This is a genomic window from Rhodococcus sp. NPDC059969 (assembly GCF_042738325.1).
Classification (GTDB): Bacteria; Actinomycetota; Actinomycetes; order Mycobacteriales; family Mycobacteriaceae; genus Rhodococcus_F.
Map to the genome: position 1 here is coordinate 1 of NZ_JBHWUF010000019.1, position 15883 is coordinate 15883.

13 protein-coding genes are annotated in these 15883 nt (G+C 62.3%); 2 read left to right on the top strand and 11 right to left on the bottom strand.

Features of this window, described 5'->3' with window-relative positions; genetic code table 11:
* Positions 1–42: 42 nt before the first annotated feature.
* The 3 genes from ACFWAD_RS29310 to ACFWAD_RS29320 all read right to left on the bottom strand — a co-directional run bounded on the left by ACFWAD_RS29310 (position 43) and on the right by ACFWAD_RS29320 (position 1588).
* Complete coding sequence (locus tag ACFWAD_RS29310) at positions 43–522, bottom strand: DUF5130 domain-containing protein (RefSeq protein WP_019749092.1); 480 nt, start codon at positions 520–522, stop codon at positions 43–45.
* Entirely contained in the window at positions 509–772 is a 264-nt protein-coding gene (locus ACFWAD_RS29315) for a hypothetical protein (RefSeq protein WP_007730943.1), read from the bottom strand. Before ACFWAD_RS29315 ends, ACFWAD_RS29310 begins: the two co-directional genes overlap by 14 nt.
* Before the next feature lie 117 nt (positions 773–889).
* Positions 890–1588: an HNH endonuclease gene (locus tag ACFWAD_RS29320; protein WP_020908239.1), complete on the bottom strand. Its 699-nt coding sequence runs from the start codon at positions 1586–1588 to the stop codon at positions 890–892.
* 182 nt (positions 1589–1770) lie between these two features.
* Between ACFWAD_RS29320 and ACFWAD_RS29325 the strand changes: the two genes are divergently transcribed.
* Positions 1771–2178 carry a globin gene (locus ACFWAD_RS29325; protein WP_378537978.1) on the top strand — a complete coding sequence of 136 codons (408 nt, stop codon included), beginning with the start codon at positions 1771–1773 and terminating at the stop codon, positions 2176–2178.
* A 4-nt stretch (positions 2179–2182) separates the two neighbouring features.
* Here the strand turns inward: ACFWAD_RS29325 and ACFWAD_RS29330 are convergent, their stop codons facing one another.
* Positions 2183–2617: a cupin domain-containing protein gene (locus tag ACFWAD_RS29330; protein WP_378537975.1), complete on the bottom strand. Its 435-nt coding sequence runs from the start codon at positions 2615–2617 to the stop codon at positions 2183–2185.
* A 163-nt stretch (positions 2618–2780) separates the two neighbouring features.
* Between ACFWAD_RS29330 and ACFWAD_RS29335 the strand changes: the two genes are divergently transcribed.
* Positions 2781–4379 carry a glycoside hydrolase family 13 protein gene (locus ACFWAD_RS29335; protein WP_378550254.1) on the top strand — a complete coding sequence of 533 codons (1599 nt, stop codon included), beginning with the start codon at positions 2781–2783 and terminating at the stop codon, positions 4377–4379.
* Positions 4380–4407: 28 nt separating this feature from the next.
* Here the strand turns inward: ACFWAD_RS29335 and ACFWAD_RS29340 are convergent, their stop codons facing one another.
* The 7 genes from ACFWAD_RS29340 to ACFWAD_RS29370 form a co-directional block, all read right to left on the bottom strand.
* Positions 4408–5094 (bottom strand): hypothetical protein, encoded by a 687-nt coding sequence (locus ACFWAD_RS29340; RefSeq protein ID WP_378537970.1) that lies wholly within the window; start codon positions 5092–5094, stop codon positions 4408–4410.
* Positions 5087–5506, bottom strand: a complete 420-nt coding sequence (locus ACFWAD_RS29345; RefSeq protein ID WP_003944573.1) for a thioesterase family protein — start codon at positions 5504–5506, stop codon at positions 5087–5089. The genes ACFWAD_RS29340 and ACFWAD_RS29345 overlap by 8 nt, the downstream gene beginning before the upstream one ends.
* Positions 5503–10350, bottom strand: coding sequence for an NAD-glutamate dehydrogenase (locus ACFWAD_RS29350; protein WP_378550257.1), 4848 nt, complete (start codon positions 10348–10350; stop codon positions 5503–5505). The genes ACFWAD_RS29345 and ACFWAD_RS29350 overlap by 4 nt, the downstream gene beginning before the upstream one ends.
* Before the next feature lie 99 nt (positions 10351–10449).
* Positions 10450–10869 carry an acyl-CoA thioesterase gene (locus ACFWAD_RS29355; RefSeq protein WP_378449741.1) on the bottom strand — a complete coding sequence of 140 codons (420 nt, stop codon included), beginning with the start codon at positions 10867–10869 and terminating at the stop codon, positions 10450–10452.
* 4 nt (positions 10870–10873) lie between these two features.
* Positions 10874–12553: an energy-dependent translational throttle protein EttA gene (ettA, locus tag ACFWAD_RS29360; protein WP_007730925.1), complete on the bottom strand. Its 1680-nt coding sequence runs from the start codon at positions 12551–12553 to the stop codon at positions 10874–10876.
* A gap of 165 nt (positions 12554–12718) precedes the next feature.
* Positions 12719–13897 (bottom strand): acyl-CoA dehydrogenase family protein, encoded by a 1179-nt coding sequence (locus ACFWAD_RS29365; protein WP_378550260.1) that lies wholly within the window; start codon positions 13895–13897, stop codon positions 12719–12721.
* Positions 13898–13991: 94 nt separating this feature from the next.
* On the bottom strand, positions 13992–15809 hold the full coding sequence (locus tag ACFWAD_RS29370; RefSeq protein WP_378550284.1) for an ABC transporter ATP-binding protein: 1818 nt from the start codon (positions 15807–15809) through the stop codon (positions 13992–13994).
* Positions 15810–15883: the final 74 nt, after the last annotated feature.

A 15883-nucleotide genomic window follows, 5' to 3' on the forward strand; every position in this document is an offset into this window, starting at 1 on the left:
ATTCTCACGAATCGAAGCGGGCACCGGCCTGTGTCTTACAAGTCAGGGCGCCGAAATTGCGGCTGCCATAACACGAATGGCGCTGATCAGTCCGTCGATCAGGTTGCCTTCACTGAAGGATGCAACAGCTGCCGTTGCTCCGAGCTGCGTAACGCGATCGGTGACCCGATCGGCGATTGCCCGCCCACTGCGTACCTCGACGGTGCGCTGGTTCGGCGAGACTGCGATCAGGACGGAACGCTCGGCTTCGGGCGTCGTCGGGAACAATGCGTCGGCACCCGCTGCCGGATCCGAACCGAGATCACCGATGTACGCGTTGAATCGCACCTTGGTGGCCCGAGTCGCTTCGGTCATCGCGACGTCGAGCGCGACCAGATCCATGGTCTCGAACGGAAGGTCGTCGGTGAACGGCTCACCGATGCGATGCACACCGGAAACACGTCCGCTGGACGTGACGACGCTGCCGACCGGCAGGTCCTCGGGCGCTACTGCGAGCGCGGTCGAATGATCACCACTTGCCACTTGCGGACCCTCCGATCAGATCAGCCGAACCGGCTTCGATTGCGTGTGCACTGCCGTGATGGCCACCGCGAACGGTGACCTCGTCGACAGCACTCCACAGCACGGGAGCGTGATCCCACGACTCACCGAGATGGAACGCCGGCGGAACCGGTCCCGGCGTCTTCTTCCCGAGGAAGGACGCAGCCGCGAAGAACGCGGTGATCAAGGCCGGAATCCCAACGTATATCAGTACTACCTCGAGAATGCTCACACCAGTAAGGTAGCCCAGAACGCCAGGAAGGAAAGCGTCAGGGCCACAAATTCTCGGCCAATTTCGTTTCGGCGGCGCTGGAACACGACTCAGGCCGCGCCCACGCCGAAACAAAGCTCAGGCTGCGCCCACGCCGAGATACGGCATCCACGCCGGATGCAATTCCTTGGTTGCCGCGAGCAGACGCCAGTGCGGGCCGGACGGCGGAACCAATTCCGCGCGGAGGGTCCACCCGAGTTCGCTGAGCATCTTGTCGGCCTTGCGGTGATTGCAGGGGGCACAGCACGCGACGCAGTTTTCCCACGAATGCCCGCCACCTCTGCTGCGAGGAACAACGTGGTCGATGGTTTCGGCTTTGGCTCCGCAGTAGGCACATCGGAAATGGTCACGATGCATCAGCGCGGCGCGGGTCATCGGAATGCGGGCGCGATAAGGAACACGCACGTAGGTGCGCAATCGAATGACAGAGGGAACCTGCACCGACCAGTCCGCAGAATGGACTACCGGGCCTTGTTCGTCCTCGTGGACGGTATCGGCCTTGCCGCAGGCCATGAGTACGACCGCGCGCCGTGCGGGAAGAGCGGTCAGCGGTTCGTAGGTGACGTTGAGCAGAAGCACCCGACGTTTTACCCACTCGGGGACGACGCGATCGGGAGGGAACATCTCGAGGTGAGAATGTTCTTCGGAAAAGAGTGGGTCAGCAGTGTGAGCGAACCCGTCAGGAACAACTTCCAGAACAGCCCCTAACGCGTGGTCGTTCCGCGCGCTAGTGGGCTGGAGTTGTCGGTGATTGCGTGCAGCATGTCGATTCTTCATACGACCTCCGGGAGACTGCCCCCAAGTTGACCACGGATGATCGCGTTACGCACTCCCATTTCGAACAAAATTGCCAGGACGGCCGGTGAATTTCCGGTGAATGGGTACGCACTCCGACCCGACGTGACCGTCGTCGACCCGGAAACCGACCACTACGGCCGTCAGGCACAATGGAAGTTGCCATGAATGACGTACAGCACGACGTGCAGCAGACCTTCTACGACGCCGTCGGCGGAGCCGCGACGTTTCACAAGCTCACCGCGCGATTCTACGAAGAAGTCGCGAAGGACGAGGTTGTGCGCCCGCTCTACCCCGAGGCCGATCTCGGCCCGGCCGAGCGGAGAATGCGGATGTTCCTCGAGCAGTACTGGGGCGGGCCGCACACGTACTCGGAGGAGCGTGGGCACCCGCGTCTGCGGATGCGCCACAATCCCTTCGTGATCGGCCCGATCGAGCGTGATGCTTGGTTGCGGTGCATGCACGTCGCCATCGCGTCCATCGACGAGAAGACTCTGAGCCCGGTGCATCGCAAGCAGTTGATCGACTACATGGAGATGGCAGCTGCGTCCATGGTGAACTCCGCCATCTGAGCGTTTACTTCGCCTTCGGTCTGAACAGACGCGCAACCCGGCGGGCCGCTCGTACCCCGAACGACACTGTGGGATGAAGCGGCGAACTCAAGATTGCATGCTTACGCACGTACTCGTCGACCTCCCATTCCGACCAGCTGCCCGCACGGAAGAGTGCGGCATCACCGACGCCCAGGGTCCGCTTTGCGATTCCGTCGGCCTGAACAGTGACCGAGCCCTCGATGATGTGTACGATTTCGTCCGCCTGGAAGTACCAGCGAAACCGTCCCTTCGTGCAATCCCAGACGTGCGTGGTCGTGGTGCCGTCTTTACTCACCGACCATTGCGCCGACCGCGCAGCTGGTGTGCCGGAGATTATCCAGTCCCGGTTGATCGGATCATGATCGAGCAGCACGTGATCCAAACTGACCGCTTCGATTGCCGACAAAGTCATGGCCAAGCCCCCTTGGTTGAATTTTCGATACATCACCCCCGGCGGTAACACCACAGTTGCCACATGGCGTGACCGCGTCAATGCAAAGTACACCAAGGCTAGGTAAAGAGTCACGCTTTTGCCGTGTCCAAGTCGTGCGAGTGCCGGACGTTTGGCACTATGAACTGCTGTGAGCACCCCCGCGGATTCGTCCTCTGTAAGCCGGCCCGAAGCACCGTGGTGGAACGAGGCGGTTTTCTATCAGATCTACCCGCGTTCCTTTGCCGATTCGGGCAGTGACGGTATCGGCGACCTCGGCGGAGTCGAGGAGAAACTCGGATACCTCGAGCTTCTCGGTATCGACGCGATCTGGTTGAGCCCGGTCATGAAGTCACCGATGGCCGACCACGGCTACGACGTCTCGGATCCTCGCGACATCGATCCCTTGTTCGGCGATCTGGCGACGATGGATTCGCTGATCGCGTCGGCTCACGAACGTGGAATCAAGGTCACCATGGATCTGGTCCCGAACCACACCAGTGATCAGCACGCTTGGTTCAAGGCGGCTCTGGCGTCGGCGCCCGGCTCTGCGGAGAGATCCCGCTACATCTTCCGAGACGGTAAGGGTGAGAACGGCAGCGAACCGCCGAACAACTGGCCGAGCATCTTCGGCGGCCCGGCATGGACCCGCGTCACCGAAGCCGACGGAAAACCCGGTCAGTGGTACCTGCACATCTTCGCCAAGGAGCAGCCGGACCTGAACTGGGACAACCCCGAGGTATTCGACGACCTCGCAAAGACTCTGCGCTTCTGGCTCGAACGCGGAATCGACGGATTCCGTATCGACGTGGCGCACGGAATGGCCAAGCCTGACGGTTTGCCGGACCACGACTGGGAGCTCAACGAGCTCATGCGAAATTCCGACGACGACCCGCGGTTCAACAACCCGGCCGTTCACGAAATCCACCGCGGAATCCGCAAGGTCATGGACGAGTTCCCGGAGGCCATGACCGTCGGCGAGATCTGGGTGAAGGACAACCAGAAGTTCGGCGAATACATCCGGCCTGACGAACTGCACCTCGGATTCAACTTCCGACTCGCAGAAACCGGGTTCTCGGCCGAGTCCGTCCGAGAGGCCGTGGAGAACTCCCTCGCAGCTGTCGCCGAGGTCGGAGGTGTGCCCACGTGGACACTGTCGAACCACGACGTCGAACGTGAAGTCACGCGCTACGGCGGGGGCGAGATCGGGACGCAACGCGCACGGGCAATGATCCTCGTCGAGCTGGCGCTCCCGGGCGCGAGCTTCATCTACAACGGAGCCGAGCTCGGTCTGCCGAACGTCGACCTTCCGGACGACGCACTGCAGGATCCGGTCTGGGAACGATCCGGGCATGCCGAGCGCGGACGTGACGGTTGCCGAGTGCCCCTTCCGTGGGAAGGAACCGAACCACCCTTCGGTTTCACCACCGGTGCGAGCACCTGGTTGCCGATGCCACCCGAGTGGTCGACGCTCACCGTGGAGGCGCAGATCGAGGATGTGGACTCGATGCTCTCGCTCTATCGCGCCGCCCTCGAACTTCGAAGCGCCAGGCCGGAGTTCTCCGGAACCGACATCGATTGGTACGGCAGTCCTCCCGGCTGCCTCGCTTTCCGTCGGCGTGGTGGTCTGATCTGTGCCCTCAACACGACGGAGGTGCCCATCGCGCTGCCGAGCGGGCAGCTTCTACTGAGCAGTGCGCCTCTGGTCGACGGTCAACTGCCCGTCAATGCGGCGGCGTGGCTGATCTGAGAGACCCCCGCACCCGCCGCCTGAACTCCTACCGTGCCACCATCAGGGGTATCGAACCTCCGCGGTGACGGTAGATCGAGCCGAATCGTGCATCGAGGCGCACCCAGGATTTGCTTGCCCGCACCCGAACCAACTCCGACGCGTCGATCTGCTCGAGGTCGATGTCGGCGGTCATCGCTTCGGATCCGGCGTGCGGAACGAATCCCATTGCGGTCAAGGCAAAGATAACTCGCATCGAGATCCCGACCGTGCCGGACGGACCACTGACCTCGAGTACGTCCTGATCGAGCAACGACGCCGGCGGCCCGTGACTGCTGCCATGCTCCTGGGCCAAGGCGTTGCCCCGCTGGGCCAGTTCGATCAGCACCCGGGCGGGCACGTCGTCCAGGTGCTCGAAGCCCTCCGTGGGCGGCAACGCCCCACGCCACGCCGAATCCATGGCGAACCCCGGATCGATCAGCTCACCCGTTGCCTGCTCCACGGCCGCGAGCAACTGATCCCCGGCAGCCGAGGTGTCGTCGGGGTTGATGGTGCCCGCCACGGTTCGCGTTGCCAGAGCGTCGAAACCCGTTGGTGCCCAGACACTCAGGTGGGCATCACCGCGTCGACGCATCCGGATGACCGTGGACTCGTCCAAGCGTAGTGCGTGACCGATGAAGCCGGCCAAGTTCTTTCGCTCGGACTCCTCGGGCACGGTCAGTACACGTTCATGCACGTTGCCAGCTCTCCAGGTACTCGCGCTCAGGGCCACTGAGACGGCGCAGACGTTGCGTGTCGATGTCGAAGGCCGCGATCTGAGTCGACGCCACGATGGACGGCGGGACGCTGAGATCGGCACCGCGCGGGCGAACTTCGTACGCGATGGTGAAGTCCACCGCGCGAACCTTTTCCACCCACATGAAGACGTCGAGCGGTGAATCGTCGTGCCGCAGTTGGCCGCGGTACCGCACATGGAGATCGGCAATCACGGCCCCGTCACGCAGGGTGACCGTCGGGCGTGAGTCTTCGAACAACCAAGGAATCCGCGCCTCTTCGAGCAACGTCACCATCCGTGCGTGGTTGATGTGCTGGAAGGCATCCATGTCGGACCACCGAACCACTACTTCGGCGTGGAATCCTTCGCTCAACGTCCTACCTCCGATCGGGTGCCCATGCTGCGCACCATGCTACGAACCTGACGCGCCGCCACCGAGAGCGTCGCGAGGTCAAGCGTCCCAGACTCGAAGATCTCGACGAGAGCTGCCCTCGCCCGGCTCAGGCGCGAGGCGTTGGTCGATTCCCATTCGTCGATCTTTTCCTGCGGCGACTCCCCCGGCTCGCCGCCCGCCAGAACCTCCATCGTCAGCTGCCGAAGCGAACTGTAGAGGTCGTCTCGCAACGCGAGCCGCGCGAGCGAGTGCCAACGATCGCCGCGCTCGAGTCCCGAGACCGCGCTCAGCAACCAGTCGATTCCCAGGTGCGCGTCCAAGGCGTAGTACAGCTCCGCGACTTCGGTGATGTCGTGATCTGCGATGTCGGCGATATCCGCGATGTCGAGCAGGCAGTAGACGTCGAGCAGCCGGAACACGTCCAGCGCCAACGCTTCCGGAGCCCCACGGTCGATCACCGACTGCGCGCGCACCAGCAGATCGTCGAGCTGATGGCCGGCGAGCAGTCCGGGAACCAGCGGGGCCGTCGCCCGATACGCTGCCGAGTAACGCGCAACCTCGGCGCCGACAGCGATCGGCTGGGGCCGATTGGCCAGGAACCATCGCGACGCCCGGTCGAGCAGTCGGCATGATTCCACGATCAACTCGTTTTCGATCTCTGCACTGACGCCCGCCGAACGGATTCGCGACCACACCTCGTCGAGTGCAAAGACCTCCCGCACAGCGGCGTAGGCACGAATCGAGTCTGTACTGCTCGCTCCGGTCTCCTCGGCCAAGCGGTAGGCGTAGGTGATTCCGCCGTTGTCGATCACTTCGTTGACGAGCATCGTCGCGACGATCTGCCGACGCAACGGGTGGGCCTTGATCTCCGTTTCGAACCGATCGCGAACAGCGGTCGGGAAGTACTGCGGGATCTGCTGGGCGAAGAAATCGTTGTCCGGCAACTCGGTTGCGAGTAAATCGTCCTTGAGTGAAAGCTTGACGTGCGCCGTCAGCGTCGCCAGTTCCGGCGACGTCAGACCGACACCGGCCTCGAGTCGACGTTCGATCTCCTTGTCGGTCGGCAACGCCTCCAGCTTGCGGTCCAGGCCACGTGCCTTGCTCAAGTCCGTCAGCTGACGCCGGTGAACACCGAGCATCTGCGGCGCGGTCACCCGTGAGATTCCGAGCAGCGCGTTCTGAGCGATGTTGTCCGCCAACACCAATGCGGCCACGTCATCGGTCATCGACGCCAGTAGCGGATTGCGTTCCGGTGACGGCAGCAACTGCGAGCGCACGAGCGAATCGAGAAGAATCTTGATGTTCACTTCGTGATCGGAGCAGTCGACGCCGGCCGAGTTGTCGATGGCGTCGGTGTTGATGTGACCGCCGTTGGCGCTGAACTCGATTCGTCCCAGAGCAGTCACGCCGAGGTTGCCACCTTCGCCGATCACCTTGACCCGCAGATCTTGACCGTCGACACGCACGGCGTCGTTACTCTTGTCGCCGACCTGCGCATTGGTCTCGGTCGACGCTTTGACGTACGTACCGATTCCGCCGTTCCAGAGTAGGTCCACCGGTGCGGACAGGATCGCTTGCATCAACTCCGGCGGAGAGAGCTTCGTGACTCCCTCGGCCAACCCCAGTGCGACCCGAACGCTTTCGGCGATCGGGACCGACTTGACCGTGCGATCCCAGACCCCGCCGCCTTCACTGATCAGGCTGGTGTCGTAGTCGGCCCACGACGACCGAGGTAACTCGAAGAGCCGTTGACGCTCCACGAACGAACTCGCTGCGTCAGGGTTCGGATCGAGGAAGATGTGTCGATGGTCGAACGCGCCCACCAGTCGGATGTGGCGACTGAGCAGCATTCCGTTGCCGAACACGTCACCGCTCATGTCGCCGACGCCTACCGTCGTGAAATCCTCGGTCTGCGTGTCGACACCGAGTTCGCGGAAGTGCCGCTTGACGCTTTCCCAGGCGCCCCGGGCGGTGATACCCATGCCCTTGTGGTCGTATCCCACGGAACCGCCGGAAGCGAACGCGTCGCCGAGCCAGAAGTCGTACTTGGCGGCAACCGAATTCGCGAGATCGGAAAACGTCGCCGTGCCCTTGTCTGCGGCGACGACGAGGTAGCGATCCTGATCGTCCTTGCGTACCACTCGATCCGGCGTCACGACTTCGCCGGTGGCAGCGTGCACGTTGTCCGTGATGTCGAGCAATCCGGAAATGAACGTGGTGTAGCAGGCCTTGCCGGTTTCCAGCGTCGCCGTTCGATCAGCGGCCGGATCGCCCGTCGGCAAGGGCGGATTCTTCACGACGAAGCCGCCTTTGGCGCCGACCGGGACGATCACCGCGTTCTTGACGGCCTGCGCCTTCACCAAGCCCAGCACCTCGGTCCGGAAATCCTCGCGCCGGTCGGACCAGCGGAGCCCGCCGCGCGCGACGGCGCCGAATCGCAGGTGCACGCCTTCGACCTCGGGCGAGTACACGTAGATCTCGAAAGCCGGCCGCGGCTTGGGCAACTCGCTGATCCGCGAGGGATCGAGCTTGACCGACAGGTAGTCACGAGAACGACCATCGGCGTCGACGACGTAGAAGTTGGTACGCAAGGACGCCTTCACCAACGAGAACATTCCACGCAGAATGCGATCGGCATCCAAGCTGAGAACCTCGTCGATGGATGCACGCAACTGCTCGTCCAATTCCGCGACGCGGATGTCGTCCTGTTTCTCGGGGTCGAACATCGCCTCGAACAACTGGACCAATGCAAACGCGGTCTGCGGATGCGTGAGTGCGATTCCTTCGATGTGGAACTGACTGTACGGAAATGTGGCCTGCCGCAGATACTTTGCGTACGCGCGCAGCACCACGGCTTGACGCCAGGACATACCGGCGCGCAGAACCAACTCGTTGAATCGGTCAGCTTCTGCCCGGCCGAACCAGACTGCGCCGAACGCGGCTGTGAAGCGCTTCTGGACCTCGGTCAGCGGGGCGGTACTGGTCTCGAGTGGCACCTGCGCATCGAGGTCGATCTCGACCGACGCCCGAAGATCCGCCGGTACCGACAATCCGAAATCGTAGATCCAGCACTGAACGCCGTCGAGGCGCTGCACGACGTGCGGCCGCTCGTCGAGAACTTCGACGCCCAGTGACTGCAGCACCGGCAGAACCTGGCTCAACGAGATACCGTCACCGCCCACGAAGAGGGTGAAGCGCCAGGCACCAGGCGCGGAGTCCACGGCGCGATAGAGCAGCACGTCGATCGCGCCCGGTGCCAACGCCTCGAGCCTGGCGATGTCGGCGAGCGCCCGTGACGGTTCGAAGTCCTCCTTGTATCCGTCCGGCAGTACCCGTGAGTACCGCTGCACCAGTTCCGGATCCACGCCCGGACTTTCGCGAACAAGGTCGTTGATGCGGTCGTCCCAGCTACGACTGACTTCGGTCAACAGCGCCTGAACCCGCTCGCGGTTGGCCTCGGAGACATCCAGATGAACCGGCTCACTGTCCGGATCGCGCCGGATCGTCACGTGCAACAGCGCAAGATCGTTCTCGGTCACCCGGGCGGTGTAATCGACTGTGCCTGGTCCGAATTCGCGCCACAACAGGTTTTGCATCGCCAGTCGCACCCGCGTCGTGTACCGGTCGCGAGGTAGATACACCAGGCAAGACACGAAGCGGCCGAACGTGTCCTCGCGGACAAAAAGTCGCACTTGCCGACGCAATCCGATGCTGTGCACGGCATGCACGGTCTCGAACAAGGTCTCGGCATCGCTCGAGAACAACTCGGTGCGCGGGAACGACTGGATGACCTCGAGCATCGCCTGGCCGGAGTACGAATGCAGGTCGACACCGGCACGCGCGATTACTTCGCGGACGCGGCGCTCGATCAGGGGAATCGCGAGGACGTTCTCGTGGAGTGCGACCACGGTGAACACTCCCAGGAACCTGTGCTCCCCCACGATGTTTCCGTTGTCGTCGAGGATCGAGACGCCCACGAAGTACGGGTAGACAGCGCGGTGCACCGTGGCGGGGAACGATCCCTGAGTCAGGACCAGAAGCGGTCGATCCGGGAGATCTGCGACGGGAGGCAAACTCATCGGGCCCTCGGTGACCGCGTCGGAGCGCAGCACACCGAGTCCACTACCCGCGACCGTACGTGAACCGTCCTTCGTGCCCTCGAATCGGCGGTACCCGAGAACGGCGTAATTTCCGTCGGCCATCCACCGAAGTAGTCGAGCGGTGTCGGAGAACTCTTCGGGGGTGATCCTGCCGGAGGCGGTTTCGGCGGCGCTCGCCAACTCGTCGGCAATGCGCAGTTGCAATGCCTTCATGTCCGGGGTGTCGCCAACCACCTGGCGGACGTCTGCGAGTACTTTGCCGAGGTGCGCTTCGATCGCGTCGAGCGCGGAATCCTCGACTTCGGAATCCAACTGGACATGCATCCAGGATTCTTGGATACCGCTGTCGCCCAAGGACATCAGATTGCCCGAGTCGTCGCGTTCGACGGTCAGGATCGGGTGGGCGAATTGACTGATTCCCACACCTTGTCGGTTGAGCATCGCGGTGACGGACTCGACGAGCAACGACATGTCGTCGGTGACGATCTGAACAGCAGCGCCGAGACCCTCGGATCCTGACGGGCGGTACACACGCCATACGGCCGCGCCCTGTGCCCGCTGCCGCCCGAGCGCAAGATGCGCGAGCAGGACTCGATCCGATCGACCGTTGATGACGTCATCACTGTCACCCTCGTCGATATGCGTGAAAAAGGCCTCGCGAAGACGCGTCAACAACGTCGCTTCGTCGAGGCCTGTGCCCTGCTGCCGTACACGGTCTGTCATTCCTGGCTCACATCCTTGTGGGTTCTGATCGCCGCGACCAATCTCTGACTCGAGACTAGCCGCGGCAACCAGTACCTAGGGTGAACTGAGAAACGAAATCTACGATGTCGTCATCTGAACAAGCGATGCTTCGAGCACCGCACGTTCGCTGTCCGCCAGCGGTCTGGACTTTTCGGACACCGTGTCGAATCCGACCATCAACGCGTCGCCGAAAGCGCATTCGACACCCGCGTTGTCACGGATGATGTGACGAACCGTGAACGAGGAAGTCCCGACGTGAGTCGTGAAGATCTCCACGTTCAAGGGACCGGACCGATCGGTGACCGGCCTGAGGAACTCGATGGTCATCTTTCGAACCACGAGGTATCCCGGCCGGCCGCCGAGCGGCGCCAGTTTCGCTTCCAGGAACTGGATGCGAGCTTCCTGCATGTACTCGACGTAACGCGTGTTGTTGACGTGACCCAACCGGTCGGAATCGCCCCACCGGACCTGGATCTGCGCTGTGTATACGTCGGACACCGGATCAGTCCCTGGTGAGCTTGCGGTGAGTGACGCGGTGCGGGCGCGCGGCGTCGGGGCCGAGTCGCTCGACCTTGTTCGCCTCGTAGCCCTCGAAGTTGCCTTCGTACCAGTACCAGGCTGCCTCGTTGTCGCCGAAGCCACCTTCCCACGCGAGGATGTGGGTACAGGTGCGGTCCAGGAACCAGCGATCGTGCGAAATCACGACGGCGCAGCCGGGGAACTCTTCGAGAGCGTTCTCCAGCGAGCCGAGGGTTTCGACGTCGAGGTCGTTGGTGGGCTCATCGAGCAGGATCAGGTTGCCGCCCTGCTTGAGCGTCATCGCCAGGTTCAGGCGGTTGCGCTCACCACCGGAGAGGACGCCGGCCGGCTTCTGCTGATCGTGGCCCTTGAAACCGAACGAGCTGATGTACGCGCGCGAGGGGAACTCGGTCTGGCCGACGACGATGAAATCGAGCCCGTCGGAGACTGTTTCCCAGACCGTCTTCTTGGGGTCGATGCCGGAGCGGTTCTGGTCGACGTAGCTCAGCTTGACCGTCTGACCGATCTTGACCTCACCGGCATCAGGCTCTTCGAGACCGACGATGGTCTTGAACAGCGTCGTCTTACCCACACCGTTGGGGCCGATGACGCCGACAATTCCGTTGCGCGGCAACGTGAACGAGAGGTCCTTGATCAGAACGCGCCCGTCGAAGCCCTTGTCGAGGTTCGAGACCTCCACGACCACGTCACCCAGACGCGGCGGTGCCGGGATCTGGATCTCGTCGAAGTCGAGCTTGCGGGTCTTCTCGGCCTCGTTCGCCATTTCTTCATAGCGATCGAGACGAGCCTTGTTCTTGGCCTGACGGGCCTTGGCGCCGGAACGAACCCAGGCGAGTTCGTCCTTGAGGCGCTTCTGCAGCTTCTGATCCTTCTTGCCGGCAACTTCGAGGCGTGCAGCCTTCTGCTCCAGGTAGGTGGAGTAGTTGCCCTCGTACGGGTACAGGCGTCCGCGGTCGACTTCACAGATCCACTGTGCGACGTGATCGAGGAAGTAACGATCGTGGGTCACGGCGAGGATTGCGCCGGGGTAAGCAGCGAGGTGCTGCTCGAGCCACAGAACCGATTCTGCGTCGAGGTGGTTGGTGGGCTCATCGAGGAGCAGGAGGTCGGGCTTGCTCAGCAGCAGCTTGCAGAGTGCAACGCGTCGCTTCTCACCGCCGGAGAGGTGGGTGACCATCTCTTCCGGCGGGGGGCAGCGCAGGGCGTCCATAGCCTGCTCGAGCTGCGAGTCGATCTCCCACGCGTCTGCGTGATCGAGCTTCTCCTGCAGTTCGCCCATCTCTTCCATGAGCTCGTCGGAGTAATCCGTGGCCATCAGCTCGGCGATCTCGTTGTACCGCTTGAGCTGGACCATCGTCTCACCGAGGCCGTCCTCGACGTTCTCGCGAACGGTCTTGGTCTCGTCGAGCTCCGGCTCCTGCATGAGGATGCCGACGGTCGCGCCCGGAGCCAGGAAGGCCTCGCCGTTGCCCGGCTGGTCCAGTCCGGCCATGATCTTGAGGATGCTGGATTTACCAGCGCCGTTCGGTCCGACGACACCGATCTTCGCGCCGGGGTAAAAGCTCATCGTGACGTCATCGAGGATGACCTTGTCACCGTGCGCCTTGCGCACCTTCTTCATCGTGTAAATGAACTCAGCCATGACCGCCAGCCTATCGGTGTTTGTCCTATAACCCACATTGCGCGTTGGCGCTCACACTGATGCGGGTTCTGCGGACAGTCCGAGGTCATCGACCAGATTCGTCGACATGCTTCGAGACCCCCACCAAAACCGCGATTGGGCGACTGCCAAGTGCCCCCGGACGGCTCAGATCATTGCCCGGTGGATGCCCTTCGGTTCGCCGCCAAGCTCCGAGAGCGTCGACGAATGGAAAATGGAACCGGGCACGTGAATCGCATGCGCCAGACCGGCATGAGCATCACGCCAGAACCGCTGCATCGGCGTGCTCAACTGCAAAGCGCCACCACCGGAACGAGCAAAGATCTCATCCACCGCCCGCACCGCCCGCCACGCCGCAGCAGTCTGCGTATGCCGACCGATCGCACGAAGCTCGAACGAAACTTCCTGCCCCTTCTCGGTCATGTCCCAGAAACGATCCACCGTCTCCAAAATCGCAGCCCGAGAAGCAGCGATCTCGGCAGCCGCCTCACCGATCGCGAAGAGCACATACGGATCTTCCTTGATCGGAACACCACTGACCGTCACCCGCTCACGCTGCGCCGCCATGTTGCACGCCAACGCACCTTCGGCGATACCGATCAACGACGAAGTGATACCGAGCGGGAAGATGCACGAGAACGGGAACTTGTACAACGTCTCCGTACGGCCCGCTTCCTTCCATGCCGTTCCGTCGAAAACCTTTCCCGCATCAAGAGTGCGGTAGGTCGGCAGAAACGCGTCCTTGACGATCAGATCCTTCGAACCGGTTCCGCGCAGGCCCACGACGTTCCAGCTGTCCTGGTCGATGTCGTAATCGGAACGCGGCAACAGCACGTGCAGAATCTTCGGCGGCATCAGCGGCTTGCCGGACTCGTCACCGACCATCGCACCGATCATGATCCAGTCACAATGATCAGTACCCGAGGAGAACGACCAGCGGCCGTTGAGGATGTACCCACCCTCGACCGGCCGCGCGACACCCATCGGCGCATACGGCGACGCCATCCACGTATCGGGATCGGTTCCCCACACCTCTTCCTGAGCCTTGCGGTCGAAGAACGCGAGCTCCCACGGGTGGACGCCGACGATGCCGCTGACCCAGCCGGTGGCACCGTCCATCGCGCCGATAGCCATTGCCGTCTCGGCGAATTCACGCGGATGCGCCTCGAGCCCGCCGAACTCCTTCGGCTGCAACATCCGGATGACACCGGAGTCGCGCAGTCGCTTCGCGCTGCCGTCCGTCAAGCGCATCAGCTTGTCGCCCTCGACTCCGTCGGCGCGGATCTCGTCGGCAAACTGAGAGATGTTGTCCAGAACCTGACCCATTATCTTTCCGCCTCCACTGATAGTCGACCAACGACCACTAAAGTAGAACACGTTCTAGAAACTTGCGGAAGTGAATGCTCGACATTTCTTGCACTCAGACGGTCTGCAGTTCCGACGGGAGTTCGACTGCGTCGCTACCCGAAGCCGCAAGCAGCTGCGCGTACCGCCCGCCTTGTTGCACCAGTTCGTCGTGGGTGCCCTTTTCCACAACGACGCCCTGGTCGAGGACCGCAATGAGGTCCGCATCCCGAACCGTGGAGAGTCTGTGTGCCACAACGAGAGTGGTACGTCCGACCATCAGTTCGTCGAGTGCGTCCTGCAGCGCACGTTCGGTGCGGTTGTCCAGGGCGCTCGTCGCCTCGTCGAGGACGAGGATCGGCGGATTCCGCAGAACTGTGCGCGCGATCGCGATGCGCTGTTTCTCACCACCGGAGAATCGGTAGCCGCGCTCACCGACCATGGTGTCGTAACCATCATCGAGACCGGAGATGAACTCGTGGATCTGCGCGATGCGTGCTGCCTCCTCGATCTCGGCGTCGGTGGCGTCGGGTTTCGCGAACCGAAGGTTCTCGCGAATCGTCGTGTGGAAGAGATACGTCTCCTGCGACACCACGCCCACCAGGTCGGAGACCGTCGCCAGATCGAGGTCCCGCAGATCGACGTCGTCGATCCTCACCGATCCCGCCGTCGGGTCGTACAGACGTGCGGCCAAATATCCGAGAGTGGTCTTCCCTGAGCCGGTAGAACCGACCAGCGCCAAGGTTCCGCCTGCCGGGACCGTGAGGTCGATGTTGTCCAGAGTCTTGCTGTCGGTTCCCGGGTACGAGAAGTCGACGTGGTCGAACCGAAGTTCACCGGACATCTTCGTGCGGTCGAAACTCTTCGACTCCTCCGGATCCGCGATGTCGATCGGCAGATCCAGGTACTCGAACACACGACTGAACAGAGCCATGGAACTCTGCACCTCGACGCCCGTATTGAGCAGCATCATGGTGGGGCGGAACAATTGTGTTTGCAGCGTGGTGAAGGCGACAAGGGTACCGACGGTGATGGTGTTGCCGTGATCGAGAGTGAAACCGGCAAACCAGTAGACCAATGCAGGCATAGCCGCGAAGGTGATCGACATGGTCGCCATGCGCCACTTGCCGGCCATCATGGCCCGGAGTTCGACGTCCGCGACTTCCGCTGAGCGCTCGGTGAATCGATCCGTCAGGGCCGACTTCGCGCCGGTCGTCTTGCCGAGGAGAATGCCACTGACGGAAAGGGATTCCTCTACCTGCACCGACAGATCACTGAGCAGCTTCTGCCGCTTGCCTGAGATCTTTCGACGCTCGTCGCCGATCTTGCGTGCGATACGGATGAACACCGGCAAGATCGCCAGCGAGAAGATGGCGAGTCGCCAATCCAGAAGGAACAGAGCAACAATCGTGGCTGCCACTGTCGTTGCGTTCTGCGCGATGGACGTTGCCGTATTGGTTACCACCGACTGCATACCGCCGATGTCGTTGGCAATGCGCGACTGAACTTCTCCGGTTCGGGTTCGAGCGAAGAACCCGAGGGACTGATTCTGCAAGTGCGAGTAGACCCGCACGCGGAGTTGGTGCATCAGTTTCTGGCCGATGCTGTTGGACATCCAGGTCTGCGCCACGCCGAGACAGCTCGTGATCACGGCAATGGCGATCATGCCGATGGCAAGAATGCTGACGAGTCCGAGGTTCTTGTCCGGGATCGCCTTGTCGAGCATTTCGCGTAGGAGCAGCGGGCTGCCCAGCGCCACGATCGCGCTGAGTGTGATGACCGCGGTGACGATGGCGATCTGAGTTCGATACGGCGCGAACAGTCCGAGTACGCGCTTTGCCGGTACGGATTCCGCCGGAGTGATCTCGACAGCGGTTCGTTCGATGTTTCGCATGTGATCTGGTTTCACGTTTACCTCCTGGAGGCTTTCTCACCCTAGTTTCATATTGATGAGGTTACCTCACTATG

Coding starts and splice junctions, on each gene's coding strand:
- ACFWAD_RS29370 (WP_378550284.1), bottom strand. CDS start 15,809: ATGCGAAACATCGAACGAACCGCTGTCGAGATCACTCCGGCGGAATCC.
- ACFWAD_RS29365 (WP_378550260.1), bottom strand. CDS start 13,897: ATGGGTCAGGTTCTGGACAACATCTCTCAGTTTGCCGACGAGATCCGC.
- ettA (WP_007730925.1), bottom strand. CDS start 12,553: ATGGCTGAGTTCATTTACACGATGAAGAAGGTGCGCAAGGCGCACGGT.
- ACFWAD_RS29325 (WP_378537978.1), top strand. CDS start 1,771: ATGAATGACGTACAGCACGACGTGCAGCAGACCTTCTACGACGCCGTC.
- ACFWAD_RS29350 (WP_378550257.1), bottom strand. CDS start 10,350: ATGACAGACCGTGTACGGCAGCAGGGCACAGGCCTCGACGAAGCGACG.
- ACFWAD_RS29320 (WP_020908239.1), bottom strand. CDS start 1,588: ATGAAGAATCGACATGCTGCACGCAATCACCGACAACTCCAGCCCACT.